The sequence below is a fragment of the Micromonospora kangleipakensis genome, from assembly GCF_004217615.1.
Classification (GTDB): domain Bacteria; phylum Actinomycetota; class Actinomycetes; order Mycobacteriales; family Micromonosporaceae; genus Micromonospora; species Micromonospora kangleipakensis.
Genome location: NZ_SHLD01000001.1, coordinates 631,493 through 654,335, shown reverse-complemented (window position 1 = coordinate 654,335; position 22,843 = coordinate 631,493). Strand labels below are relative to the sequence as shown.

Here is a 22,843-nt window from a genome sequence, read left to right as displayed (position 1 = left end):
TCCGCGCCACGGTGAACCCTGAGTCTCCCTGATCGGAGCGGAGAGTGGAAGTCGCCGAAAGTCCGCCACTTCTGCCCGGAGGGTGCCGGGACGATAATGCACGGGTGCGCTTCTGCTATCACCTTCAGAGTCACCGTTCCCCTGACCAGCTGACCAGGCTGGTTCACGCGGTGAAGCGGTACAGTCCGGACAGTATCGTGCACATCAGCCACGATGTGAACGGGGCTCCGCTCGACCTTGCTGAGCTGCGCACACTACCGGACGTAGTGGTCCAGTACCACGAGGGTGGTTACGGCGACTTCAGTCACGTCGATCGCTACATGGCGGCGGTGGACTGGCTGAACGGCGAGGGTGTCCAGGTCGACTGGCTGGTGAACATCACCGGACAGGACTATCCAATCCGTCCGCTCGACCAGGCGGAGGCCGAGCTGATCGACTCCGGCGCCGACGGGTTCATGGAGTACTGGGACGCGTTCGGTCCGGAGAGCCACTGGCCGCGCAGTCGGGTCCGCTCCCGCTACCACTTTCAGCACCGTCGGCTGGGCGGGCTCAGCCCCCGGGCCAAGAAGCTGCTCCGCCCGGTTCAGGCGGTCAACCGGCTTCAGCCGTTGATGCGGGTGCACGTGTCGTACGGGCTGGTGGTGGGTCGACGGGCCCGCACCCCGTTCGGGCCCGACCTGCGGCTGCACGGCGGGTCGGCGTTCTCGTCGCTGACCTGGCCGGTGGTGGCCTACCTGCGGGAGTACTTCGACCGGCGGCCGGACGTGGTCGACTACTTCCGGCACTGCCTCTCGCCGGTGGAGGCGGTCTTCCAGACCATCGTGTGCAGCGCGGACCGGTTCAACCTGGTGCCGGACTGCAAGCGCTACTTCGACTTCCGGAACAGCGCGTTCAACCACCCGAAGTCCCTGACCGCGGACGATCTACCCCGGGTCCTGGCCAGCGGCGCACACTTCGCCCGCAAGTTCGACTACGAGCGCCACCCGGAACTGCTCGATGTCCTGGACGCCCACCTGGCCGCCGCAGCGACCCCGGGGCAACCCGGTCAGCGGTAGTCGTATCGGCGACGCAACGGCCAGGTCATCGCGCCGACCATCCGGCGGCGGCCCGGCGCGTACTCCCGGCGCCACTTCTCGTCGAGGCTGAGCGCGATGGGCCCGCTGCGCATGCGGATCCGGCCGCCGGCCACCGCGTGGGAGCCGGCCTGCTCGAACTCGGTGCCGTGCAGGAACGACAGCGGGTCGACCTGCCCGGTCACGTCGGCCGTGAGTGCGGCGATCCGGCCCAGCTCACCCCGCGGGTCGCGGACCAGGTCCTCGTACCGGACGACCACCCGGGGCACGCCGGACCGGGCGAGCGCCGAGATCATCGCGTTGACGGTGACCCAGCGCCGGGCGGTCAGCCGGGCCGAGCGCTGGTTCATCCGGCCCTTGGCGGAGGTGCCCTCGGGCAGCTCAACGACCTGGCTCCAGGAGTAGGCCACCCCGCGCGGGTCGCGGAGGATGTGCACCAGGCGCAGGTCGATCTCCGGAGCGCGGGCCAGGATGTACGCCAGCGAGGGGCGCTTGGTCGAGTCGACCACCACCGTGGCGCCGGACACCTCGGCGATCGCGCGGTAGAGCTTGCTGATCAGCGCCGTGTAGCGCGCCAGGTCCTGCCGGAAGCCCGACGCGACCCGGGAGCCCACGATCAGCGGTACCTTGCCGGTGGCGTCGACCCGGCGCTGCAGCGCCCGCACCTGCCGCACGTCGATGTTCGACCAGCCGCCGTACGCCCGCCGGCCGACCTCACCCCAGAACGGGCACTGGTCGAAGTGCTCCCCGCAGGCGCAGCGGAAGTTCCGCTCCACCCCGGACTGCCAGAGGTAGAACAGCTCGCCGACGTCGCAGTGGTCGACGAACTGCCCCAGCATCAGGTCGAGCAGGGTGGAACCGCTGCGCGGCATCCCGCAGACGTAGAGCACCGTCACCCGGTCGGTGCCGGACGGAGCACCAGCCCCTGAACTGTCCCCTGCCAGCGGCTGCTGGGCCGTCATCGATCACGTCTCCTCGTCCCCGGTGGATGTCAAGCGGCAGTGTAGGCGCGATCGGAGGAGCGGGGGATTGGCGGAATGCTCGAAAAGGTCCGTCCGACAGGACCGTGAATCGTGGGTGCCACTTCTGTTCCTCGGGCCCGAGCCGTTAGATTGTCCCGGCGCTTCGTAGCTCGGATGACCGTCCCACGTGGGTGTCACGGGTGTGCGATGGACGGACGCGGGGAGGCGGTGGGGGACGTGGAGCCCGGTGAAGTCATGCTCGTGGGTTCCAGCGGTGGGCACCTCGCCCAACTGCTGGCGCTTGCGCCCTGGTACCGCGACCGGGCTCGGTCGTGGGTGACCTTCGACACCCCGGATGCACGCTCGCTGCTCGAGGGGGAGCGGGTGGTGTGGGCGCACCATCCCACCACCCGCAACCTGAAGAACCTGGCCCGCAACCTGCTGCTCGCGGTCCGGACGCTCAAGCGGGCAAACGTCGCCGCGGTGGTCACCACCGGCGCCGGGGTCGCGCTGCCGTTCGTCGTGGTGGCCCGGCTGCGTGGCGTCCCCACCGTCTACATCGAGGTGTACGACCGGATCGACAGCCCCACGCTCACCGCCCGGCTCTGCCGCCCGTTCCTCTCGGCGATGCTGGTGCAGTGGGAGGAGCAGCGCCGCTTCTACCCCGACGCCACCGTGGTGGGGAACCTCCTGTGACCTCGTTCATCCCCCGGCAGCGGGCGACCGGGCCGGGTCCGGCCACCGTGCTGGCCATGGTCGGCACCGACGTGCACCGTTTCGACCGACTGGTCGGCTGGCTGGAGCGCTGGTGGACCGCGCGCGCCGGCGGTGCTTGGGAGGTCCGGCTCGTCCTGCAGTACGGCAGCAGCACCCCGCCGAACCTGCCTCACGCGGTGCCGTTCCTGGCCCACGAGGAGTTGCAGCGGGCGATCGCCGAGGCCAGCGTCGTGGTCTGCCACGGCGGTCCGGCCACCATCACCGAGGCCCGGCGCACCGGTCACCTGCCGATCGTGGTTCCGCGCGACCCGACCCACCACGAGCACGTCGACAACCACCAGCAGCTCTTCGCCCGACGCCTCGGCGCGGCCGGGATGGTGCGGCTGGTCGAGACGGAGGCCGACCTGGTCGAGTCGCTCGACAAGGCGCTCGTCGACCCGGGGGCCTTCCGGTTGTCCGCCGACCCCGACCTGCCCGACCCGCGGGCCGCCGCAGCCGCGCGAGTCGGTCGGATCGTCGAGGACCTGGTACGCCAACGCACGTCGAGACGGCGGTGGTGGCGGTGACCGGGCCGGTCCGCGTGCTCTTCGTGGGTGGCCTGGGGCGCAGCGGCTCCACCCTGCTCGAGCTGATCCTCGCCCAGCATCCCGACGTCTGTGCCGTCGGCGAGGTCGTGCACCTCTGGGAGCGGGCCCTCGGCGGCGACGAACGCTGCGGCTGCGGCGAGCGCTTCACGGCCTGCGACTTCTGGCAGCGGATCGGCGACCACGCCTTCGGCGGTTGGGACGCGGTGGACCGGGACGAGGCGCTCGCGCTCAAGGCCGAGGTCGACCGGACCCGCCACATTCCCCGGCTGGCCCGGGGGGACCTGCCGGCCGAGCAGTTGGCGGCGGTGCGCCGCTACGCCGACCTCTACACCCGGATCTACCGGGCGGCGACGGAGGTCACCGGTGCCGAGGTGGTGGTGGACTCCAGCAAGCACGCCTCATTGGCGTTCGCCCTGCGCTGGGCGCCGGATCTCGACCTGCGGGTGGTTCACCTGGTCCGGGACAGCCGGGCGGTCGCCTACTCCTGGGCCAAGCAGGTCCGCCGGCCCGAGGTGGTGGACAGTGAGGCGTACATGCCAACCTTCTCCCCGTTCACGGTGAGCGGCCTGTGGACCGCACAGAACGCCGCGTTCCACCTGCTCGCCGCCCGGGTGCCGGTGGTCCGGCTGCGCTACGAGGACTTCACCGCCGACCCGCGCGGCACCGTCGCCCGGGTGCGCCGGTTCGCCGGCCTCGCCGACACCGCGGACGCGCTGCGGGTGCTCGACGAGCCGCCCGTGCCGCTGGTCCGGGCGCACAGCATCGCCGGCAACCCGCTGCGGTTCAGCGCGGGTCCGCTGAAGGTGCGACAGGACAACGTCTGGCGGGAGAACCTGCCGGCGCGCAGCCGGGCCGTGGTCAGCGCCGCGACGTTGCCGCTGCGGCTGCGGTACGGATATCTCGGCGGCGGCCGAACCGACAGCACGGAGGCGTCGTGACGGGGACCAACGCACCGCAGGTGACCGCCGTGGTCCCGACCCGGGACCGGCCGGTGCTGCTGCGCGCCGCCCTCGACGCGATCCTGGGCCAGGACTACCCCGGCGGAATCGACGTGGTGGTCGTCTACGACCAGTCCGAGCCGGACTTCACCCTTGCCGAGGACCCGCGGATCCGGGTGGTCACCAACAGCCGCACGCCCGGCCTGGCCGGCGCCCGCAACACCGGCATTTTGGCCGCCACCGGCGAGCTGGTGGCGTTCTGCGACGACGACGACGAGTGGCTGCCCGGCAAGCTGGCGGCCCAGGTGGCCGCGCTGCGCGCGGCGCCGGACGGTGCCTTCGTCAGCTGCGGCATCCGAGTGGACTACGACGGTCGCAGCGTGGACCGCTCGTTGCCGATGGACCGGGTGCCGCTGGCGGCGCTGCTGCGGGACCGGCACACCGAGCTGCACCCGTCCACCTTCCTGATCCGGCGGGACGCGCTGGTCGACGCGATCGGGCTGGTCGACGAGGAGATCCCGGGCAGCTACGCGGAGGACTACGAGTTCCTGCTCCGGGCGGCCCGGCACGCCCCGCTGGTCAACCTGGCGGAGCCGTACGTCACGGTGCGCTGGCACAAGCGGTCGTACTTCGCCCAGCGCTGGGAGACCATCTCCACCGCGTTGCAGTGGCTGCTCACCCGCTACCCCGAGTTCGCCACCGTGCCGGCGGGGGAGGCCCGGGTCGCCGGGCAGATCGCCTTCGCCCAGGCCGCGATGGGTAATCGCCGGGAGGCCGTCCGCTGGGCCCGCCGGACGCTGGCCGGCAACCCGAGGGAGCCCCGCGCCTACCTGGCGCTCGCCGTGGCCAGCAAGGCCGTGCACCCCGACCGCGTCCTGCGTACGCTGCACAAACGCGGTCGGGGCATCTGACCCGGACGGTCAGCGGGGCGCCGAGCACCAGGCGCGCCAGGCGTCCCGGCTGGGATCGTCGGTGAGCCGGAAGTCTCCCCCGGACACCTGGTAGTCGTAGTACGCCACCCAGACCGGTCGCTGGTCGTTCAGGTAGCTGCTCATCGAGCGGATCCAGGCGGCCCGTCCGGTGCCGCTGTCCCCGGCGATCCGGACGCTGCCGGTCTCGGCGAGCCCCCAGGGCTTACCGAGCGCCTTCGACTTGCTGATCATCGGCCCGAAGACCTTGGCCGGGTCGGTGTAACGGTTGAACTTGCCGCCGCTGTTGTAGCAGTCCCAGCCGAGCACGTCGACCACGTCGCCGCCCGGGTAGTAGTCGGTGAAGCTCCGTCCCGAGTTCGGGTTCAGCGTCCAGCACATCAGGATCAGCGTGGCCCGCAGCTGCGGGTTCCGGGCGCGGTCGGCGAGGCCGGCGATCCGGCGCCAGGCGGCGCGGAACTGGGCGGTGGTGTAATTGCCCGACTCCACGTCGTTCTCCGGCTCGTGGAAGTACGACCAGTAGACGTCGTGGTCACGCGGGATCGAGGCGAACCACGTCGCCAACCGGGCGTCGTGCTTGCCGGCGGCGACCTCGGCCGGCGGCGCCTTGAAGGAGACCACCACCGTCCGGTCGGCGACGTCGGCGCGGCTGCCCGACCAGGCGGGCGGCAGGCCCGGATAGAACACCCGGACCATCCGCAGCGGTCCGTAGGTGCGGTCGGAGCGGGCCAGCCCGTCGGCGAAGCTCTCGCCGTTCAGCAGGTGGATGCTCGCCCCGGGCAGGGTGGTCCGCGGCGCGGGGAACGGCACGAAGCCGGCGCCGGGCGTGGCGGACGGCGAGCTGCTGGGTGCGAGGCTCGGATTCGTGCCGATGCCCGCCACGCCGTCCGGCGGGTCGGTCGGCAGGGACGCGGCCGGGCCGGGCGCCGGCGCGGTGGTCTCGGGACCGGTCGTCCCGGTCGCGGCCGGCTGGGCGGGATCGCGGTCCTGGGTGGCCGCGACGGCGACCGTCGTGCCGAGCAGGCCGACGGCGACGATGACGGCGAGGAGCGAGCCGCGCCGGAGCCGCCAGCGGGGCCCCGGGCCCGGCGGCGGGGCCGGGGCCGGGCGGGCGTCGAGAACGGGGGCGATTGACGGGCCGGGTCCCATGGCCCTCCTCTGGATCGGCGTGTCAGCAGCTTCCCGGTTGAGCACCGGCGTCACCTCTAGTCCAACGAGCAAGGCGACGGGTCGGCGCGGGGACTCGTCTCACAGGAACCGGTCGATGGCCTTGAGCAGCTGCTCGGCGTGCTCCGGCCGGCAGACGAGCAGGTCGGGCAGGCGTGGGTTGGCGGCGTTGTAGCGCAGCGGCGAACCGTCGATGCGGGACGCGTGCATCCCCGCACCGAGCGCGACGGCCACCGGCGCAGCGGAGTCCCACTCGTACTGGCCGCCGGCGTGCACGTACGCGTCGGCCTGGCCGGTCACCACGGCGCAGACCTTGACGCCCGCCGAGCCCATCGGCACCGCCTCCGCGCCCAGCTCCTGGATCAGCTCGGGGACGAACGCCGGCGGCCGGCTGCGGCTGACCGCGATCCGCAGCGGACCGTCGGACGCCGGGGCGGTGGGTTCGTTCGTACCCAGGACCAGGGGGTTGCCGTCCGCACCGGTCCGGGCGGGCAGGCCGACGGCGCCGGCGGTCAACCCGCCGGCGGGGCCGGCCGAGCGGTCCCAGAGGGCCACGTGGACCGCCCAGTCGGTCCGCCCCTCCTCCGAGAACTCCCGGGTGCCGTCCAACGGGTCGATGATCCAGACCCGGTCGGCGTCGAGGCGGGCCGGCCGGTCCCCGGTGGAGAAGTCCTGCCGGGAGTCCGCCTGTTCCTCGGAGAGCACCTCGTCGGCCGGCCGGTAGCGGGCCAGCGCCGCCAGCATCAGCTCGTGCGAAGCGCGGTCGCCGGCGTCCTTGAGGGCGCGCGGGTCGGCGAAGCCCCGGTTGGCGCGTAACGCGGTCAGCGCCGCCCCGGCGTGGCCGGCCAGCCACCGCGCGAAGGCCTGATCGTCGAGCCGGTCGATGTCGTCGGACACCTGGCATGCACCACCTTGTCTGGCGTCGGCGGGCGGCCGACGGGTGCCCGCCGCCCGGACCGCACCATATTGGCCGGTGGGGCGGGCGGACAACAAGGGCGACGGCCGGAATGGGTACGCCCGGCTCACCGTGTTCTGCCCGCATGTTGAACTTCGCGTGTATGCGGGTCGGACCGGCGGGAGCAGGCCCTAGGCTCGTGCGCATGACCGCCGAGCAGCTGATCTCCTTCGCCCGTGGCGCTCCCTCACTGGACATCGTCGATGTCGAGGGGCTCAAGGCCGCCGCCGTCCGCGCCTTCGACGCCGACCCCGCCGGGATCACGGCGTACGGCACCTCCGTCGGCTACCCGCCCCTGCGCAAATGGATCGCGGAGAAGCACGGGGTCGAGGCCGACCAGGTGCTGATCACCAACGGCTCGCTCCAGGCCGACGCCTTCCTCTTCGACCACCTGGTCCGGCGGGGCGACGCGGTGGTGGTCGAGCGCCCCACGTACGACCGGACACTGCTCAACCTGCAGAAGATGGGTGGCGAGATCCACGGTGTGACGGTCCAGCCGGACGGCCTGGACACCGCCGAGCTGCGCAAGCTGCTGGAGTCGGGGGTGCGGCCGCGGCTCGCGCACGTCATCCCGAACTACCAGAACCCGGCCGGCGTCACCCTCTCCCTGGACAAGCGCCGCGAGCTGCTCGACCTGGCGGCCGAGTACGAGTTCACGATCTTCGAGGACGACCCGTACGCGGACATCCGGTTCCGGGGCGAGCCGCTGCCGTCGATGCTCTCGATGGACACCCGCGGCCTGGTGGTGCACGCCTCCAGCTTCACCAAGACGGTCTGCCCGGGCGTCCGGGTCGGCTACCTGGTCGGCCCGGCGGAGTTGATCGCCGCCATCGCGAAGAGGGCCACCAGCCTCTACATCTCGCCCGGCATGGTCTCTGAGGCGATCGTGCACCAGTTCTGCGTCTCGGGGGACATCGACCGCTCGATCGAGAAGGTGTCGACCGCGCTCGGCGAGCGGGCCCGGGTGCTCGCCGAGTCGCTGCGCCGGCACATCCCGGAGGCCCGGTTCGTGGAGCCGGACGGCGGCTACTTCCTCTGGGTGGAGCTGCCGGAGGACGTCGAGGTGGACCGGTTGGCGCCGGCCGCGGCCGAGCGGGGCGTGGCGGTGGTGAAGGGGAGCGACTTCGTGCTCGAGGGTGGCCGGCACGCGCTGCGGCTGGCCTTCTCCGCGGTGACCGCGGACCGGATCGACGAGGGTGTCCGCCGGCTGGCGGAGGCGATGGAGGCCGTTCGCGGCTGATTTTCTGTCGGGTTCCCGACAGTTGAGCGATGCCGGCCGGCTCGGGTCTCGCCCTGGGCCGGCCGGCGGCTCACAATGCTGCGAGCGTCGTTCACCTTTTCGGTGGCCGGTCCGACGTCCGGAAAGCGGCACCTCCGCCCCCCGCCCGGACCGCCGACGCGCGCAGCACAACTCCCGCCCCCAAGGTGCCGGGTGGGCCGTGTCGCCCCTCACCCCCCTGACGCGGCCGGCCCACCCGGCGCCCCACCGACGCCGATCGGTGACGCGGGCGCCCGGAACCGGCCGGGAAGGCGGGTCCGACCGTGAGCCAGGTCGCACTCCGTCGGGCCCGGCCCGCGTGGACGGGCCTCCGCTCCCGCTGCGGATCGCCACCGGCGGCGTAACCTGCAAGCCGCAGCAGCACCGGTGGGAGGGGGCGAGGATGACCGATCGGATCGAGCGCGGCCGACCGGCGGCGCAGAAGGGCGGCCCGGGGCTCCGGCCCCGCGCCTGGGCCGCGCCGGTACGCGCCATGACCCGCATCCTCAACGCCGACGGCTCTCCCCGTACCGCGGCGCCGGCCGGACCGGGCCGCAGCGGGATCGTGGACTGCGGCCTCTACGTAGACGGCAAGCGCCAGCCCGGCGAGTGGAACTACGCCGACGCGCTGGCGGCGGCCCGCCGGGAGCGGCACGGGTTCGTCTGGTTGGGGCTGCACGAGCCCGGACTGGACGAGATGACCGCCATCGCCGCCACCTTCGGGCTGCACGAGCTGGCGGTCGAGGACGCGGTCAAGGCCCAGCAGCGCCCCAAGCTGGAGCGCTTCGGCGAGGTCACCTTCCTGGTGCTGCGGACCGCCCGCTACTGCGAGCACACGGAGCTGACCGAGAACTCCGAGGTGGTCGAGACCGGTCAGGTGATGCTCTTCATCGGGCCGAACTTCCTGATCAGCGTCCGGCACGGCGACGCCTGCCGGCTCGCACCGGTCCGGGCCGACCTGGAGGCGAAGCGGGACCTGCTGCTGCACGGGCCGTGGGCGGTCGCGTACGCGATCACCGACCGGGTGGTGGACCTCTACCTGGAGGTGGCCGACCAGCTTGAGGACGACCTGGACGTGCTGGAGGCGGACGTCTTCGACCGGCAGGGCACCGGGCGGATCCAGCGGATCTACCAGATGAAGCGGGAGCTGGTGGAGTTCAAGCGGGCGGTGATGCCGTTGCAGCGGCCGCTGCTCACCCTCACCTCGCAGGTCAACCGGGAGGTGCCGCAGGAGGTGCGGCGCTACTTCCGGGACGTCCAGGACCACCTCAGCCGCACCGTCGAGCAGGTCAACTCCTACGACGACCTGCTCAACTCGATCCTCCAGGCGCGGCTGGCCCAGGTCACCGTCGACCAGAACAACGACATGCGCAAGATCGCCGCGTGGGCCGCGATAGGCGCGGTGTGGACCGCGATCGCCGGCATCTACGGCATGAACTTCAAGTACATGCCCGAGCTGGGGTGGACGTACGGCTATCCGGGCGTCTGGGCCCTGATGCTGGTGTCGTCGTTCACGCTGTACCGCCTGTTCCGCCGCAACGGCTGGCTCTGACCGGCCGGCGGCCTCATCCGGCGGCCCGGCATACGGAAGCGCCGGCCACGCGGGGTGACCCCGCGCGCCGGCGCTTTCCGTGACCCCGCGGTCAGCGGCGACCGCTGGCCTTGGCGGTGTTCTTCCCGTTGTTCATGGCCCTGGTGACGTCGTCGGCCGGCCGGCCGGAGACGTCCCGGGCGCCCTCGGCGACCGAGGGAGCCTTGTCGGTCGGCTGGATCACCGGCGGGGGGCCAGGGGTGGTGGTGGAGGCGCTGTCGCCCTTCGCCACCGCCGAGCTGCCGGCGCCCGTCGTCGAGGCGTCGGTCACCTTGGCGCTGGCATCCGGCGTCTCCACCACGATGGTGTCCACGTCCTCCCGCATCGGGTCCAGCTTGCCGGCCGGGTCGTACTCGGCCCACTCCTGCTGCTCCCGGCGACGGCGCATGGCCATCGCGCCGGCCAGGCCGGCGACGGTGCCGGCGGCCAGCAGGCCGGTCATCATCCCGCCCCGGGACTTCTTCTGCTTCTTCTTCGCGGCCTTCATGTTCTTCGCCTTCACCTTCTTGCTCACCGCGGCCTGTTTGGCGGCGGCGGCCTTCCTACCGGCGACTGCCTTCCCCGCCGTCTCGGCCCGCGCGTTGCGCGCGGCCAGGACCAGCGGCGCGAGCGCCGCGACCGTCGAGGCGACACCGCTCGATGCGCGGTCCCGCACGACGACCGCGGTGGGCGCGACGGCACCCCGGGCTGCCTGGACCCGCGGGCCCACCGTGGCGCCGGCACCCTTCGCCGCGTACGTGGCAGCCTGCCTCAGGTGACCGATGCCCTGGTTCAGCTCGGCCTTGGCCAGCTGCCCCTGGGTCTTTCGTCGCCCGATTCCAAACACGGTCCCACCTCCTGGGAGTTGTTCCTTCGTCATCCTCCACCTTCGGATGCCTCCGCACTGCCAGATCGGGCACATGGGAGGATCCGCATGGAACTGACCAACGAGTGAGGAGTACCCGTGGCCGAGGCTGTCTACGCCACCTTGCACACCAACGCTGGCCCGATCCGGCTGGAGCTCTTCCCCAACCACGCGCCGAAGACCGTCCGTAACTTCGTCGACCTGGCCGAGGGCAACCGTGAGTACACCGACCCGCGCACCGGTCAGCCGGGCAGCGGGCCGTACTACGACGGCACCATCTCGCACCGCGTGATCAGCGGTTTCATGGTCCAGATGGGTGACCCGACCGGCACCGGTCGCGGTGGCCCGGGCTACACGTTCGCCGACGAGTTCCACCCGGAGCTGCGCTTCGACCGGCCGTACCTGCTGGCGATGGCGAACGCCGGGCCGGGCACCAACGGCTCGCAGTTCTTCATCACGGTCTCGCCGACGCCGCACCTGAACAACCGGCACACCATCTTCGGCCAGGTGGCCGACGAGCAGTCGGCGAAGGTCGTGGACTCGATCGCGAACACCCCGACCGGGCCGAGCGACCGGCCGCTGCAGGACGTGGTCATCGAGCGCGTCGAGGTCGAGCGCAAGCCGGTCTGAGCACCGCCCGGGTACCTTTGCGGGCATGACTGAGCGCTCCGGGCAGGCGGGTGACGGGACCGGCGGGTCGGTGCCGACCACCCCGGTCTGCTACCGCCACCCCGACCGGGAGACGTACATCCGGTGCACTCGGTGCGACCGGCCGATCTGCCCGGAGTGCATGCGGGAGGCCTCGGTCGGGCACCAGTGCCCGGAGTGCGTCAACGAGGGACGCCGCAGCGTGCGGCCGGCGCGCACCGCCTTCGGTGGCGGTGCCGCCGGCCGCCACGGCTACGTGACGAAGACGCTGATCGCGCTGAACGTGCTGGTCATGCTGCTCTCCATCGCCTGGGACCGGGGCGGGGACGCGGCGGCCGGCGGCGCCGGCTTCGGCGGCCTGATGGGCGGCGGCACCCCGCTGACCGAGTGGGGTGGGGTGCTCGGCTACGCCTCGTACGTCAACTTCGGCCCGGCCCACGGCATCGCCGCCGGCGAGTGGTACCGGCTGGTCACCGCGATGTTCCTGCACTACGGCCTGGTGCACCTGCTGCTGAACATGTGGGCGCTGTGGGTGCTCGGCCGGACGCTGGAGGCGGTGCTCGGCCCGCTGCGCTTCCTGGCGCTCTACCTGATCGCCGGGCTCGGCGGCAACGTGGCGGTCTACCTCTTCAGCGCGCCCAACAGCACGGCGGTCGGCGCGTCCACCGCCATCTTCGGTCTCTTCGCGGCGATCTTCGTGATCATGCGGCGGCTCGGCCGGGACACCTCGGCCATCGTGCCGATCCTGGTGATCAATCTGATCTTCACGTTCACCGTGCCGGGCATCTCCATCGCCGGCCACCTGGGCGGTCTGGTCGCCGGCGCGCTGATGGCGCTGGTCCTGGCGTACGCGCCGCGGATGCGGCGGACCGTCTTCCAGGCCGCCGGCGGCGCGATCCTGCTGGTGGCGCTCCTCGGGCTGGCCCTGGTCCGCACCGGCATGCTGCTCGGCGGCTGATCCGCCGCTCAGGGCGCGGCGGCGGGGGCGCGAGCGGCTCAGCGGGCGGCGGCCTGCGCCGCCCGGAGCGTCTCGGCCACCTCGGCCGGCGGCGCGTTCAGGTCGTACCGGCCGAAGAGGTGCAGCGACTCCCCCGCGTCGATCTCCAGGGTCTCCGCGGTGAGTCCTCGGCGGGTACGCCGGTCCACCGTGATCGCCTCGACCTCCCGCCAGGGCAGCCGACGGTGCCCGGCGAAGCCCTGGGCCACCGTGATCCCGTCCCGGTCCGCGGCCAGCCGGACCGGCGCCACCAGGTCGCGCAGCCCCCAGCCGGCCAGCGCGGCGGCGGCCAGCCCGGCCAGCACCGGCTGGACCCGGTCGTCACCGGCGAGGAGCAGCCCGAGCCCGACCACGACGACCGCGCCGATCAGCTTCGCCACCGGCAGGATCACCGGCACCCGCCACTGGTGGACGGGGGAGGACTGTGACTGCATCGTCCCAGCATGCCAGTCCCGGTATGGTCGGCCCGGCGCCGCGGCGGGAGCCGGGGGCGGACGACCGGCCGGTGACGACGTAGGATCGGGAGCAGCCCAGGTTACCGGGGAGTAAACATGAGTGACGCGGTCATCGTCGGTGCGGTACGAACCCCGGTCGGGCGGCGCAAGGGCAGCCTCGCCGGCGTCCATCCGGTGGACCTTTCGGCGCACGTGCTGCGCGCCCTCGCCGAGCGCACCGGCATCGAGCCCGGCCAGGTCGACGACGTGGTGTGGGGCTGCGTCTCGCAGGTCGGTGAGCAGTCGTGGAACGTCGCCCGCAACGCGGTGCTCGCCGCGGGCTGGCCGGAGTCGGTGCCCGGCACCACGGTCGACCGGCAGTGCGGGTCGAGCCAGCAGGCGCTGCACTTCGCCGCCGCCACCGTCCTCTCCGGTCAGGCCGACCTGGTGGTCGCCGGTGGCGTGGAGTCGATGACCCGGGTGCCGATGGGTTCCAGCGTGGCCGGCGGGATGCCGTTCAGCGGCCAGATCCTGGAGCGCTACCGGGGCGTCGAGGGCGTCGCCCAGGACTCCCCGCTCCCGTTCAACCAGGGCGTCGGCGCCGAGCTGATCGCCGAGCGCTGGCGCTTCTCCCGCACCCAGCTCGACGAGTTCGCGCTGGCCAGCCACGAGAAGGCCGCCGCCGCGCAGGACGCCGGCGCGTTCGACCCGGAGCTGGCCCCGGTGGCGCTCGCCGACGGCGGGAAGTTCGCCGCCGACGAGGGCATCCGCCGGGACACCTCGCTGGCCAAGCTCGGCGAGCTGGCCACCCCGTTCCGGGCCGACGGCGTGGTCACCGCCGGGTCCGCGTCCCAGATCTCCGACGGCGCCGCGGCGCTCGCCGTCACCACCAGCGAGTGGGCCAGCCGGCACGGGCTGCGCCCGCTGGCCCGGGTGCACACCGCCGTGGTCGCCGGCGACGACCCGGTCGCCATGCTCACCGCCCCCATTCCGGCCACCGCGAAGGCGCTGCGCCGCGCGGGGCTGGGCATCGAGGAGATCGGGGTGTACGAGGTGAACGAGGCGTTCGCCCCGGTCCCGCTGGCCTGGTTGGCGGAGACCGAGGCGGACCCGGAGCGGCTCAACCCGCGCGGCGGCGCCATCGCCCTCGGTCACCCGCTCGGCGGGTCCGGCGCCCGGATCATGACGACGATGCTCCAGCACATGCGGGACAACGGCATCCGCTACGGCCTGCAGACCATGTGCGAGGGCGGCGGCATGGCCAACGCCACCATCGTCGAGCTGCTCTGACGGGTCCCCACCAGGGCGGCCGGCGGCCGGGGGAGGAATTGGCCTCGCCGCCGGGCCGGCCGGCACCTACTCTGCGGAGCGTGACGACGCCCCGCATCGAAGGAACCGACTGGTCGACCGACCGGTGGCGCGACGACGCGCTCGGATGGGTCGGTGACTCGCTCGCCGCCCGGGGCCATCGGATGACCGGTCCGGTCGATCCCCGGGTCCGGCCCTGGTCGCTGGTCTGGCGGGTGCCCACCGAGGCCGGCCCAGTCTGGTTCAAGGCCAACAACCCCGGCACCCGGTACGAGGCCGCCCTGCTGGCCGAGCTGCCCCGGCTCGCTCCGGGCGCGGTGCTCGACCCGATCGCGGTGGACGTCGAGCGGGGCTGGTCGCTGCTGCCCGACGGGGGTCCGAGCCTGCGCGACACGCTGGCCGGGAAGCAGGACGTCGCACACTGGGAAAGGCTGCTGCCCGCGTACGCGGCACTGCAGGTCGCGGTCGCTCCGCACGCGGAGCGGCTGGTGGCCCGGGGGGTGCCGGACCAGCGGCCGGAGCTGATGCCCGAGCTGTTCGACCGGCTGCTCGACGACGAGGAGGCCCTGCTGCTCGGCGAGCCGGACGGCCTCACCCCCGAGCTGCACCAGCGGCTGCGCGCGTACCGGCCGGAGTTCGCCGTGCCGCCGACTGGCCGAGGTGGACCTGCCGGCCACCATCCAGCACGACGACCTGCACGACGGCAACGTCTTCGTCGCCGACGACGGGTACCGCTTCTTCGACTGGGGCGACGCCTCGGTCGCCCACCCCTTCGGCACCCTGCTGGTGACGTTGCGTTCGGTGGCGTACGCCGGGGAGCTGAAGCCCGGTGACCCGGCACTGGCCCGGCTGCGCGACGCGTACCTGGAGGCCTGGACCGACCGGCACGACCGGGCGACGCTGCGCGAGGTGGCCGGCCTGGCGATGCGGGTGGCCACGGTGAGCCGGTCGCTCTCCTGGCGGCGGGCGCTGCGGTCGACCGACCCGGCCCGCGCCGAGTACGCCTCGGCCGTCCCCGGCTGGCTCGAAGAGCTCTTCGCCGACGGGCCGGTCTGACCCCGGGCTGCGCGCGCCCCGGGTGGCGGTGGTCCCGATGTCGGACACCACGTGCGATTTGCACGGATGGAAGTTCCAGAAATTTGCTGTGACCCATATCACGCCTGGTGAGCGGTCGTTGCACATTGCATGGACGTCTTCTCCCGAACGTTCCTTCCGGCCGCCGCCGAGACCGGCCTGGCGACCCAGACGGTCAGCCGGCACATGCCGATCTTCCGCCGGTGCGTCGGCTCCGGCGACGCCACCATCCTGGTCACCCGGTGCAGCCGCCCGGACCACCCGGTCGGCGGCGACTACCTGATGCTCCTCACCCACCGCCGCCTGGTGATCACCCAGCAGACCCGGGTGCTGCACCGGCTGCGGCTGCACCTCAACACCGAGCTGCGCGAGTTGAGCAACGTCACCTGGAGCCCGGACCCGCGCCTGCACAGCGTCGAGCTGGCCGCCACGGCGATCGACGGGGCCCGCGAGCGGTTCCTCATCCGGACCCACCACCCGAAGCAGGTCTGGCAGCTCGACGCGCTGCTCAACCACGCCTTCCGCACCCGCCTCAGGACGCCCGCGGAGCGGCTGGTCGCCACCATCGGCGAGCCCCCGCTCGGCACCCGGCCGGTCGCGTTCCGCCCGGCGCCGGTGCGCTGACCGGCTCCTTACCGAACCCGAACGTTCCCCGGACGTCCCGCACGGCCACCGGTCGGTAATCATGGGCCGGTGACCGCCGACACCGCGCAGCGCGGGCTCGTCCTCGTGGTGGAGGACGAGCCGGCCATCGCCGACCTGGTCCGGCTCTATCTCAGCCGGGACGGCTTCGGCGTACACCTGGAACGGGACGGCGTCGGAGGCCTCGCCGCGGCGCGGCGGCTGCGCCCGGTGGCCTGCGTGCTGGACATCGCGCTGCCCGGCCTGGCCGGGACGGAGATCTGCCGGCGGCTCCGCGAGGCCGGCGACTGGACGCCGGTCATCTTCCTCACCGCCCGGGACGACGAGGTCGACCGGATCGTCGGCCTGGAGCTGGGCGCGGACGACTACGTGACCAAGCCGTTCAGCCCCCGGGAGCTGGTCGCCCGGGTCCGGGCGGTGCTGCGTCGGGCCGCCGGAGCCCCGGCCGGGGCGGAGCAGCCCCGGGTGGTCGGCCCGGTCGTCCTCGACCCGGCCCGCCGGACGGTCACCGCCGCCGGCGCCCCGGTCCAGCTCACCTCCACCGAGTTCGACCTGCTCGCCCACCTGATGGCCCGGCCGGGCCGGGTCTTCACCCGGGAGGAGCTGCTCGCCGGGGTGTGGGGGTACGCCGCGCACGCCGGCACCCGGACCGTCGACGTGCACGTGGCGCAGGTCCGCGCGAAGCTCGGCCCGGCCAGCGTGATCCGCACCCACCGCGGCGTCGGGTACGCGGCCGATGCCTGACCCCACCGGCTCACCACCGCCCCCGGGCCCGCCGCCGCCCGGCTCATGGCCGCCGCCCGGCCCGCAGTCCGCCACGGGGCCGCACCGACCGCAGCAGCCGACCGTCGCCCTGCCGGTGATCGGGCCGCGTACCCCGCCGACGGCCCCGCGCCGGCGGTTCGCCAGCACGCTGACCACCCGCGCGGTGCTGGTCACCTGTGCGGTGGCACTGGTGTCGGTGCTGGTGACCGCGCTGGTCGCGGTCCCTCTCGCGGCACGCGGCGCGGAGCGGCGCGACCAGGCGGCGCTCGCCGCCCAGGCCCGCCTCGCCGCCGACGTGCTGCGGGTCCGCCCCGCCCGGCAGCGGGACAACGCCGGGGACCGGCTGATCCGCCAGCTCCGGCAGCAGGAGATCGACGTGTACGTCATCCGCGCCGGTCAGGTGGACCGCCCGGGCCTGCCCCGGCAGGTGGTGACCCGGGTGTCGACCGGCCGGGACGTCTCCGGACGACGGCTGGTGAACGGCGAGCGGGCCCTGGTCGAGGGGCGGGCGCTGCCCGCCGGCGACGGCGTGGTGCTGACCCGGGCCACCAGCAACGGTCCGTGGCGGCAGGTGCTGCTCAGCCTCTGGCTGCCGCTGCTGGCCGGGCTCGCCGCCGGGGTGGCGGCCGGGCTGCTGCTCGCCCGCCGACTGGCCCGGCCGATCCGGACCGCGGCCACCGCCGCCGCCCGGCTGCGCGCCGGAGACCGGGCGGTACGCGTACCGGTCGAGCCGCCGGACGAGGTGGCCGACCTGGCGTACGCGCTGAACGGGCTCGCCGCCGCGCTGTCCACCAGCGAGGGACGGCAACGCGAGTTCCTGCTCTCGGTCTCGCACGAGCTGCGCACCCCGTTGACCGCGATCCGCGGCTACGCCGAGGCGCTCGCCGACGGGGTGATCGACGCGGACGGCGTGCCCGACACCGGCCGGACGATGCTCGCCGAGGCCGAGCACCTGGACCGGCTGGTCAGCGACCTGCTGTCGCTGGCCCGGCTGGAGGCCGCCGACTTCCCGCTCGAACCGGTCCAGGTCGACCTGGCCCGGCTGGCGGCCGAGGCGGAACGGACCTGGTCCGACCGGTGCGCGGCGCTCGGGGTGGCGTTCCGGGTGGAGGTGCCGCCGGGACCGGTGCCGGCGTACACCGATCCGGGGCGGATCCGGCAGGTGCTCGACGGCCTGCTGGAGAACGCGCTGCGGGTCGTACCGCCGGGGGCGCCGGTGGTGCTCGCGGCCCGGCCGGCCGGCGCGGACCCGGCCGCTGGCGGGATCGTGGAGGTCCGCGACGGCGGACCCGGCTTCACCGACGACGACCTGGCGGTGGCGTTCGAGCGCGGCGCGCTGCACCAGCGGTACCGGGGGGTGCGCAAGGTGGGCAGCGGGCTCGGGCTGGCGCTCGCCGCCGGGCTGGTCCGCCGGCTCGGCGGCGACATCGCGGCCGGGCACGCGCCGGAGGGCGGGGCGGCCTTCACCGTCCGGCTGCCCGGTGATCCTTACCTGACCCGAACACGGGGCTGACGGTCCGCTCGCCGACGCGGGGGATGCTGGTGCTCCACGGACGAGAGGAACACTGATGGCACGTCAGGGAATCGTCACCGGCGTCACCGCGCTGCTCGCGGCGGCCGCGCTCGGCCTCGCCGGCTGCGGCCCGGCCCAGCTGGCCCAGGATTCGGCGAAGGAGACCGCGGTCGAGGTCGCCGCCGCGATGGGCGCGGACGGTCAGGCGCTCGCCGCGATGGGCTTCGACGCCGCCGACCTGGACGTGGAGCCGGTCGCGGCCCCGGCGGCGTCGACGTCGGCCGAGCCGGGCTCCACCGAGGCCGGCCCGAAGGACAGGCAGGGGGCGCGCGGGCAGGAGTGGCGCAAGCGGCACCGGGCCCGGGTGCTGCTGCGCAAGAACACCCTGCACGGCGAGGTCGTGGTCCAGACCAAGGATGGCGGTACGAAGACCGTCGCCGTCCAGCGCGGCCAGGTGACCGCGATCGACGGGAAGTCGATGACCGTCAAGTCCACCGACGGCTTCACCATGACCTGGAGGTTCGGCGAGGACCTCCGGGTGGTCGAGCGGCGTACCACGATCCAGTCGACGGAGATCAAGGTCGGCACCACGGTCGGCGTGGCCGGCGCCAAGGACGGCGACGGCGGCGTGGCCCGGCTGGTCGTGGTCCCGTTCAAGCAGGGCTGACCGCGGACCGGGCCCCCTCCGCTCGGAGGGGGCCCGATCGTCGGGTCAGTACACCCGCGAGCCGATGAAGTCGTCGTGGCCGTAGCCCACCGGGTTGGCGAACGACCGCGACTCGAAGGACCACTGCTGGCGGGTGCTGGTGGAGCAGCTGGCCAGCCGCAGCCGCGGGGTGCCCAGCCACGGGTTGTCGAACGCCACGCAGAGGTTGGTCGCGCCGGCCGGCTTGAGCTGGCTGCCGGCGAAGACGAACTTCTGGTTGAGCCCGCCGTGGCAGTCGTAGATGTTGACTGTGGTGCCCGAGGTCAGCGACCCGCCCGAGACGTCCAGGCAGCGGTCGTGGGAGAGCTCCGAGTGCAGCGACTGGCGGGTCGGGTCGTACCAGAAGCCCTGGTTGCGGCCGCCGTGGCAGGCGTACGACTGCTGGACGGTGCCGTTGCGCGAGTCGTACCCCCTGCCGTCCACACAGGTGCCGGTGGCGGCGTTGCGGAGCTGCCTGAACTCCATCAGCCCCGGGTGGAGCACGCCCTGCCCGGTGCTGGCCGGGTCGACGCAGGTCGCCTTCTCCTGCCCCGAGTTCCAGAACTGGGTGATGCACTGGGCGAACATGCCGTGCCCCCGGTAGTTGGGGTGGAACGACTGCCGGGCGGCGTTCTCGTCCCAGATCCCCACCTCGATGTAGAGACCTCGGACCGAGGTGTTGTCGGTGCAGACCTCGTGGCCGTGGAAGAGCCGGCTGGCGTCCAGGTAGCGGGTGCCGGTCTCCGCTGCCGCCGCACGCAGGGCCGACTCGAAGAGCGGCACCGCCTTGTTCCGGGCGAACGCGGCGTCGGCCAGGTAGAGCAGGCAGCCGCCGGCGTACCAGCCGGGGAAGTCCGGGTTGTCCTCCACGTCCGGGCTGCCCGGGCTCGGGTACGACATCAGCACCAGTTCGTAGTCCGAGCGCAGGTAGCCGGCCCCGGTCATGGTCTGCCGGATCGAGGTGATCGCCTCGGCGACCGCGCGCCGGCTGCCGTCGGTGCGGATCGTCCACTGGTCCGTGTACGTGGGGTAGCACGGGCCCTGGAAGAAGACCCGGCGGACCGCGCAGTCGGTGGCCACCGGTCCGAACTGGATGGTGCCGTCGCCGTTGGCCCCGGCGACCACCCAGATCAGCTTGACGTGCGTGTTGCGGGCCTTGATCGCCAGGTAGTCACCCTGGTTGAGCTCGTTGTGCTGGGTGGGCCCGCCGGCGACGAGGTTCCACGGGGTGGCGCCGGAGCAGGCCAGGTTGTACCGCTCGTCGGCCGGGATGCCGGTACGGAAGACGGCCTGGTCGTAGGAGCGGTCGCACCAGTTGCCGTCCTGGTGGGTGCCGGGGACGTAGTTGCCGACCCCCTCACCGGAGATCTCGCTGTCGCCCATGGTGACCAGCGCGCTGCGGCGCTGCTCCAGCGGGCGGATGTCGGGGGAGCCGTAGAGCGCGGTGGCCTCGGCGGCGCGGACGGTTTCGAGGGCGGTCGGGAGCGGCTGGATGGTGGGACGGTCGGCGGCGGCCGCGGGGGAGGCCGGTCCGCCGATCATCGGCAGGGCGAGGGCGGCGGCGGAGAGGACGGCCAGGGCACGCCGTCGGGTCGTCCGTTCGCGCCTGGCGGGGGTACCAAGCATCGACGCACTCCTTTCGGCTCAATCGTGGGACGTCGATTGAGTTACCAGAAGGTAACCGTCCGGGGAAGAGATGTGAATGCGTCTCGGAAACCTTGCGGCCCGGTGCGGAAGGGAACTCTTCCGGCAGATCGGGCGGCTCGGGAGTCCGGGTCGGTACCCGAGGTCGGCCGAGGCTGACCGGACGGACCGGCGCGGTACGGCCGAGTGGCCCGCGTCGAGCGGCCGGCGCCGGGTGGATCGGCGACGCCTGTGGTCCGCCGCCTCCGCCGCTTCGGGCCGTGAGCAGGGCGGTTCCGAATCCCTCGCTGACGATCATCGAGGTCGCGCCGCCCGGCGCCCGCCGCCCGACGGGGAGGTGGCGGGCTGCACCGCGACGAAGAGTCAGGCTACGCTAGGGCCGATTTGCCGTCCCCACCGTGGAGATCCCCCGTGAAGCTCTCGATCCTCATGCCGGTCTACAACGAGGAAGAACGAATCGCGGATGCCCTCAAGCAGGCATTGGCGGTTGACTACCCGTGCGAGATCGAGCTCGTCGTCGTCGATGACGGCAGCCGGGACGGCACCTCCGAGGTCCTCGGCCGGGTGGACGACGCGCGGCTGCGGGTGATCACCCACCAGCGCAACGCCGGCAAGGGCGCGGCCATCAAGACCGCCGTCGACAACGCCGACGGTGAGTACATGGTCATCCTCGACGCCGACCTCGAGTACGACCCGCAGGACATCCCGCGCCTGCTCGAGCCGGTCCTCGACGGCCACGCCACGGTCGTCTACGGCAATCGCACCTTCGGCAGCCACAGCTCCTACAGCTTCTGGTACGTGGTGGGCAACAAGGGCGTCACCCTGGCGGCCAACGTGCTCTACAACTCCTACATCGGCGACCTGGAGACCTGCTTCAAGCTGATGCCGGTCGAGCTCTACCGCTCGCTCCAGATCAAGTCGCGTGGCTTCGGCATGGAGGCCGAGGTCACCGGCAAGCTGCTGCGCCAGAAGATCCGCCCCTACGAGGTGCCGATCAGCTACCGCGCCCGCGGCCGCGAGGAGGGCAAGAAGATCACCTGGAAGGACGGCGTCGAGGCGATCTGGATCCTGAGCCGGGAGCGCGCCCGCCGCCGCCCGGTCGGTGCCGTCAAGCGCTGACGCCGGGCCCCCGCCCGCACGAACATCGCAGGACCCCGTCGCCCCGGCATGGCCGAGGCGCGGGGTCCCGCTGCTTTCGAGCCCTCCGCCGGCCCTCAGGCGAGCGCCGGCACCGCGGCGAGGAACGCGTCGACCGACCGGCGCAGGCCGGCGGCGTCCAGGCCGTGCCAGCGGCTGTGGTCCTCGGCCGAGCCGTAGCGGCGCAGCTCCTCGCGGCCCACGCCGAGGGCGAGCAGCCGGTGCGGCCGGTCGGCCAGGGCGGCGCCGACCACCCGGGCGGACGTGCCGGCCAGGTAGGGCTCGACGAGGATCACCTCGGTGCCGGCCAGCGCCCGCAGACCGGCGGTGTCGAACGGCCGCGGCCGGTGGGTGTACGCCACGGTGACCGGCAGCCCGGCGACCGCCGCCAGCGCCGGGTCCAGCAGCGGCCCGACCGCCACCAGCAGCGGCGCGCCCGGGCCGGCGTCCCGGACCACCTGGAGCGCGCCGTCGTTGCTCCGGGCCCGGTCGTTGTGCTGCGTCGAGAGCCGCAGGTACGCCGGTCCGTCCGCCGCCACCGTCGCGCGGAGCAGGGCGGGCACCTCGTCCCGGTGACCCGGCACGTGCACGGTCCAGCCGGGCAGGGTGTCGAGCAGCGCCACGTCGGCGGGCCCGAGGTGGGTGCGCCCGGCGGCCGCCCGGTCGTACGAGGCGCCGACGCTGACCAGCACCGCCGAGACGCCCTGGTGGCCCAGGTCCAGCTTGATCTGCTCGTACGCCCGCTCGACGAGGAACGGCGCGTAGCTGTGCGCCACCGGCCGCAGCCCGGTCAGCGCGAGCCCGCCCGCCACGCCGACCAGCAGCTGCTCGCGGATCCCCACGTTGAGCACCCGGTCCGGGTGCCGGCGCGCGGCCGGGGCGAACGACGCGGCGGAGATGTCCGCAAGCACCACCGCGGTACGCGGATCCTCCGCCAGCAGCTCGGTCATGGTGTCGATGAATGCTTCGCGCACG

Annotated in this window: 23 protein-coding genes and 1 pseudogene; 17 read left to right on the top strand and 7 right to left on the bottom strand. The window is 73.1% G+C overall.

Annotation, left to right across the window (positions count from 1 at the left end; translation table 11 throughout):
- Positions 1-170 precede the first annotated feature (170 nt).
- Complete coding sequence (locus tag EV384_RS03200) at positions 171-1,055, top strand: core-2/I-branching beta-1,6-N-acetylglucosaminyltransferase family protein (RefSeq protein WP_130329966.1); 885 nt, start codon at positions 171-173, stop codon at positions 1,053-1,055.
- On the opposite strand, the gene EV384_RS03195 is transcribed toward EV384_RS03200, so the two are convergent.
- Positions 1,046-2,035, bottom strand: a complete 990-nt coding sequence (locus EV384_RS03195; protein ID WP_130329964.1) for a sulfotransferase family protein — start codon at positions 2,033-2,035, stop codon at positions 1,046-1,048. The two genes, EV384_RS03200 and EV384_RS03195, sit on opposite strands and share 10 nt — an antisense overlap.
- A gap of 207 nt (positions 2,036-2,242) precedes the next feature.
- Here EV384_RS03195 and EV384_RS03190 point away from each other — a divergent pair, with 207 nt between their 5' ends.
- The 4 genes from EV384_RS03190 to EV384_RS03175 are packed head-to-tail and all read left to right on the top strand — an operon-like array spanning position 2,243 to position 5,188.
- Positions 2,243-2,731: a glycosyltransferase family 28 protein gene (locus tag EV384_RS03190; protein ID WP_130329962.1), complete on the top strand. Its 489-nt coding sequence runs from the start codon at positions 2,243-2,245 to the stop codon at positions 2,729-2,731.
- A 56-nt stretch (positions 2,732-2,787) separates the two neighbouring features.
- Complete coding sequence (locus tag EV384_RS03185) at positions 2,788-3,318, top strand: glycosyltransferase (RefSeq protein ID WP_130340181.1); 531 nt, start codon at positions 2,788-2,790, stop codon at positions 3,316-3,318.
- Positions 3,306-4,277 carry a sulfotransferase family protein gene (locus EV384_RS03180; protein WP_130329960.1) on the top strand — a complete coding sequence of 324 codons (972 nt, stop codon included), beginning with the start codon at positions 3,306-3,308 and terminating at the stop codon, positions 4,275-4,277. The genes EV384_RS03185 and EV384_RS03180 overlap by 13 nt, the downstream gene beginning before the upstream one ends.
- Positions 4,274-5,188, top strand: coding sequence for a glycosyltransferase family 2 protein (locus EV384_RS03175; protein ID WP_130329958.1), 915 nt, complete (start codon positions 4,274-4,276; stop codon positions 5,186-5,188). Before EV384_RS03180 ends, EV384_RS03175 begins: the two co-directional genes overlap by 4 nt.
- A gap of 9 nt (positions 5,189-5,197) precedes the next feature.
- Here EV384_RS03175 and EV384_RS03170 read toward each other — a convergent pair whose 3' ends face one another.
- On the bottom strand, positions 5,198-6,355 hold the full coding sequence (locus tag EV384_RS03170) for a glycoside hydrolase family 26 protein (protein ID WP_130329956.1): 1,158 nt from the start codon (positions 6,353-6,355) through the stop codon (positions 5,198-5,200).
- Positions 6,356-6,454: 99 nt separating this feature from the next.
- Positions 6,455-7,270, bottom strand: coding sequence for a 3'(2'),5'-bisphosphate nucleotidase CysQ (locus EV384_RS03165; RefSeq protein WP_130329954.1), 816 nt, complete (start codon positions 7,268-7,270; stop codon positions 6,455-6,457).
- A 203-nt stretch (positions 7,271-7,473) separates the two neighbouring features.
- Here EV384_RS03165 and EV384_RS03160 point away from each other — a divergent pair, with 203 nt between their 5' ends.
- Entirely contained in the window at positions 7,474-8,568 is a 1,095-nt protein-coding gene (locus EV384_RS03160) for an aminotransferase-like domain-containing protein (protein WP_130329952.1), read from the top strand.
- 421 nt (positions 8,569-8,989) lie between these two features.
- Positions 8,990-10,138, top strand: a complete 1,149-nt coding sequence (corA, locus tag EV384_RS03155; RefSeq protein ID WP_130329950.1) for a magnesium/cobalt transporter CorA — start codon at positions 8,990-8,992, stop codon at positions 10,136-10,138.
- 91 nt (positions 10,139-10,229) lie between these two features.
- Here corA and EV384_RS03150 read toward each other — a convergent pair whose 3' ends face one another.
- A complete protein-coding gene (locus EV384_RS03150; RefSeq protein ID WP_130329948.1) occupies positions 10,230-11,036 on the bottom strand; it encodes a hypothetical protein in 807 nt (268 codons plus the stop codon).
- A gap of 84 nt (positions 11,037-11,120) precedes the next feature.
- On the opposite strand from EV384_RS03150, the gene EV384_RS03145 reads away from it, so the two are divergent.
- Positions 11,121-11,651, top strand: coding sequence for a peptidylprolyl isomerase (locus EV384_RS03145; RefSeq protein ID WP_130329946.1), 531 nt, complete (start codon positions 11,121-11,123; stop codon positions 11,649-11,651).
- A 25-nt stretch (positions 11,652-11,676) separates the two neighbouring features.
- Positions 11,677-12,627 (top strand): rhomboid family intramembrane serine protease, encoded by a 951-nt coding sequence (locus tag EV384_RS03140; protein WP_130329944.1) that lies wholly within the window; start codon positions 11,677-11,679, stop codon positions 12,625-12,627.
- A 38-nt stretch (positions 12,628-12,665) separates the two neighbouring features.
- Here EV384_RS03140 and EV384_RS03135 read toward each other — a convergent pair whose 3' ends face one another.
- Complete coding sequence (locus tag EV384_RS03135) at positions 12,666-13,100, bottom strand: PH domain-containing protein (protein ID WP_165439863.1); 435 nt, start codon at positions 13,098-13,100, stop codon at positions 12,666-12,668.
- Positions 13,101-13,217: 117 nt separating this feature from the next.
- On the opposite strand from EV384_RS03135, the gene EV384_RS03130 reads away from it, so the two are divergent.
- From EV384_RS03130 to EV384_RS03105, 7 genes and pseudogenes are all read left to right on the top strand, one after another.
- The gene (locus EV384_RS03130) at positions 13,218-14,390 is read left to right on the top strand and encodes a thiolase family protein (protein WP_130329942.1); all 1,173 of its coding nucleotides are present in this window, start codon (positions 13,218-13,220) and stop codon (positions 14,388-14,390) included.
- A gap of 678 nt (positions 14,391-15,068) precedes the next feature.
- Positions 15,069-15,125: pseudogene (locus tag EV384_RS36995) on the top strand (hypothetical protein); the annotation flags it as partial.
- A gap of 84 nt (positions 15,126-15,209) precedes the next feature.
- Positions 15,210-15,464, top strand: coding sequence for a hypothetical protein (locus tag EV384_RS36990; RefSeq protein ID WP_341273662.1), 255 nt, complete (start codon positions 15,210-15,212; stop codon positions 15,462-15,464).
- Between the two features lie 129 nt (positions 15,465-15,593).
- The gene (locus EV384_RS03120) at positions 15,594-16,106 is read left to right on the top strand and encodes a hypothetical protein (protein ID WP_130329940.1); all 513 of its coding nucleotides are present in this window, start codon (positions 15,594-15,596) and stop codon (positions 16,104-16,106) included.
- Between the two features lie 69 nt (positions 16,107-16,175).
- Complete coding sequence (locus EV384_RS03115; protein WP_130329938.1) at positions 16,176-16,868, top strand: response regulator transcription factor; 693 nt, start codon at positions 16,176-16,178, stop codon at positions 16,866-16,868.
- Entirely contained in the window at positions 16,861-18,402 is a 1,542-nt protein-coding gene (locus EV384_RS03110) for a sensor histidine kinase (RefSeq protein WP_130329936.1), read from the top strand. Before EV384_RS03115 ends, EV384_RS03110 begins: the two co-directional genes overlap by 8 nt.
- 55 nt (positions 18,403-18,457) lie before the next feature.
- A complete protein-coding gene (locus tag EV384_RS03105; protein WP_130329934.1) occupies positions 18,458-19,069 on the top strand; it encodes a hypothetical protein in 612 nt (203 codons plus the stop codon).
- Positions 19,070-19,114: 45 nt separating this feature from the next.
- Here the strand turns inward: EV384_RS03105 and EV384_RS03100 are convergent, their stop codons facing one another.
- Entirely contained in the window at positions 19,115-20,713 is a 1,599-nt protein-coding gene (locus EV384_RS03100) for a ricin-type beta-trefoil lectin domain protein (protein WP_130329932.1), read from the bottom strand.
- A gap of 429 nt (positions 20,714-21,142) precedes the next feature.
- On the opposite strand from EV384_RS03100, the gene EV384_RS03095 reads away from it, so the two are divergent.
- On the top strand, positions 21,143-21,850 hold the full coding sequence (locus EV384_RS03095) for a glycosyltransferase family 2 protein (RefSeq protein WP_130329930.1): 708 nt from the start codon (positions 21,143-21,145) through the stop codon (positions 21,848-21,850).
- 95 nt (positions 21,851-21,945) lie between these two features.
- Here EV384_RS03095 and EV384_RS03090 read toward each other — a convergent pair whose 3' ends face one another.
- Positions 21,946-22,842 carry a transketolase family protein gene (locus EV384_RS03090; protein WP_130329928.1) on the bottom strand — a complete coding sequence of 299 codons (897 nt, stop codon included), beginning with the start codon at positions 22,840-22,842 and terminating at the stop codon, positions 21,946-21,948.
- Position 22,843 lies beyond the last annotated feature (1 nt).

Bases quoted from the DNA above. Each gene is read 5' to 3' on its own strand.
- EV384_RS03100 (WP_130329932.1), bottom strand. From the start codon at position 20,713: ATGCTTGGTACCCCCGCCAGGCGCGAACGGACGACCCGACGGCGTGCC.
- EV384_RS03185 (WP_130340181.1), top strand. From the start codon at position 2,788: ATGGTCGGCACCGACGTGCACCGTTTCGACCGACTGGTCGGCTGGCTG.
- EV384_RS03135 (WP_165439863.1), bottom strand. From the start codon at position 13,100: ATGCAGTCACAGTCCTCCCCCGTCCACCAGTGGCGGGTGCCGGTGATC.
- EV384_RS03130 (WP_130329942.1), top strand. From the start codon at position 13,218: ATGAGTGACGCGGTCATCGTCGGTGCGGTACGAACCCCGGTCGGGCGG.
- corA (WP_130329950.1), top strand. From the start codon at position 8,990: ATGACCGATCGGATCGAGCGCGGCCGACCGGCGGCGCAGAAGGGCGGC.
- EV384_RS03110 (WP_130329936.1), top strand. From the start codon at position 16,861: ATGCCTGACCCCACCGGCTCACCACCGCCCCCGGGCCCGCCGCCGCCC.
- EV384_RS03170 (WP_130329956.1), bottom strand. From the start codon at position 6,355: ATGGGACCCGGCCCGTCAATCGCCCCCGTTCTCGACGCCCGCCCGGCC.
- EV384_RS03105 (WP_130329934.1), top strand. From the start codon at position 18,458: ATGGCACGTCAGGGAATCGTCACCGGCGTCACCGCGCTGCTCGCGGCG.
- EV384_RS03150 (WP_130329948.1), bottom strand. From the start codon at position 11,036: ATGACGAAGGAACAACTCCCAGGAGGTGGGACCGTGTTTGGAATCGGG.
- EV384_RS03140 (WP_130329944.1), top strand. From the start codon at position 11,677: ATGACTGAGCGCTCCGGGCAGGCGGGTGACGGGACCGGCGGGTCGGTG.
- EV384_RS03120 (WP_130329940.1), top strand. From the start codon at position 15,594: ATGGACGTCTTCTCCCGAACGTTCCTTCCGGCCGCCGCCGAGACCGGC.
- EV384_RS03195 (WP_130329964.1), bottom strand. From the start codon at position 2,035: ATGACGGCCCAGCAGCCGCTGGCAGGGGACAGTTCAGGGGCTGGTGCT.
- EV384_RS03160 (WP_130329952.1), top strand. From the start codon at position 7,474: ATGACCGCCGAGCAGCTGATCTCCTTCGCCCGTGGCGCTCCCTCACTG.
- EV384_RS03190 (WP_130329962.1), top strand. From the start codon at position 2,243: ATGGACGGACGCGGGGAGGCGGTGGGGGACGTGGAGCCCGGTGAAGTC.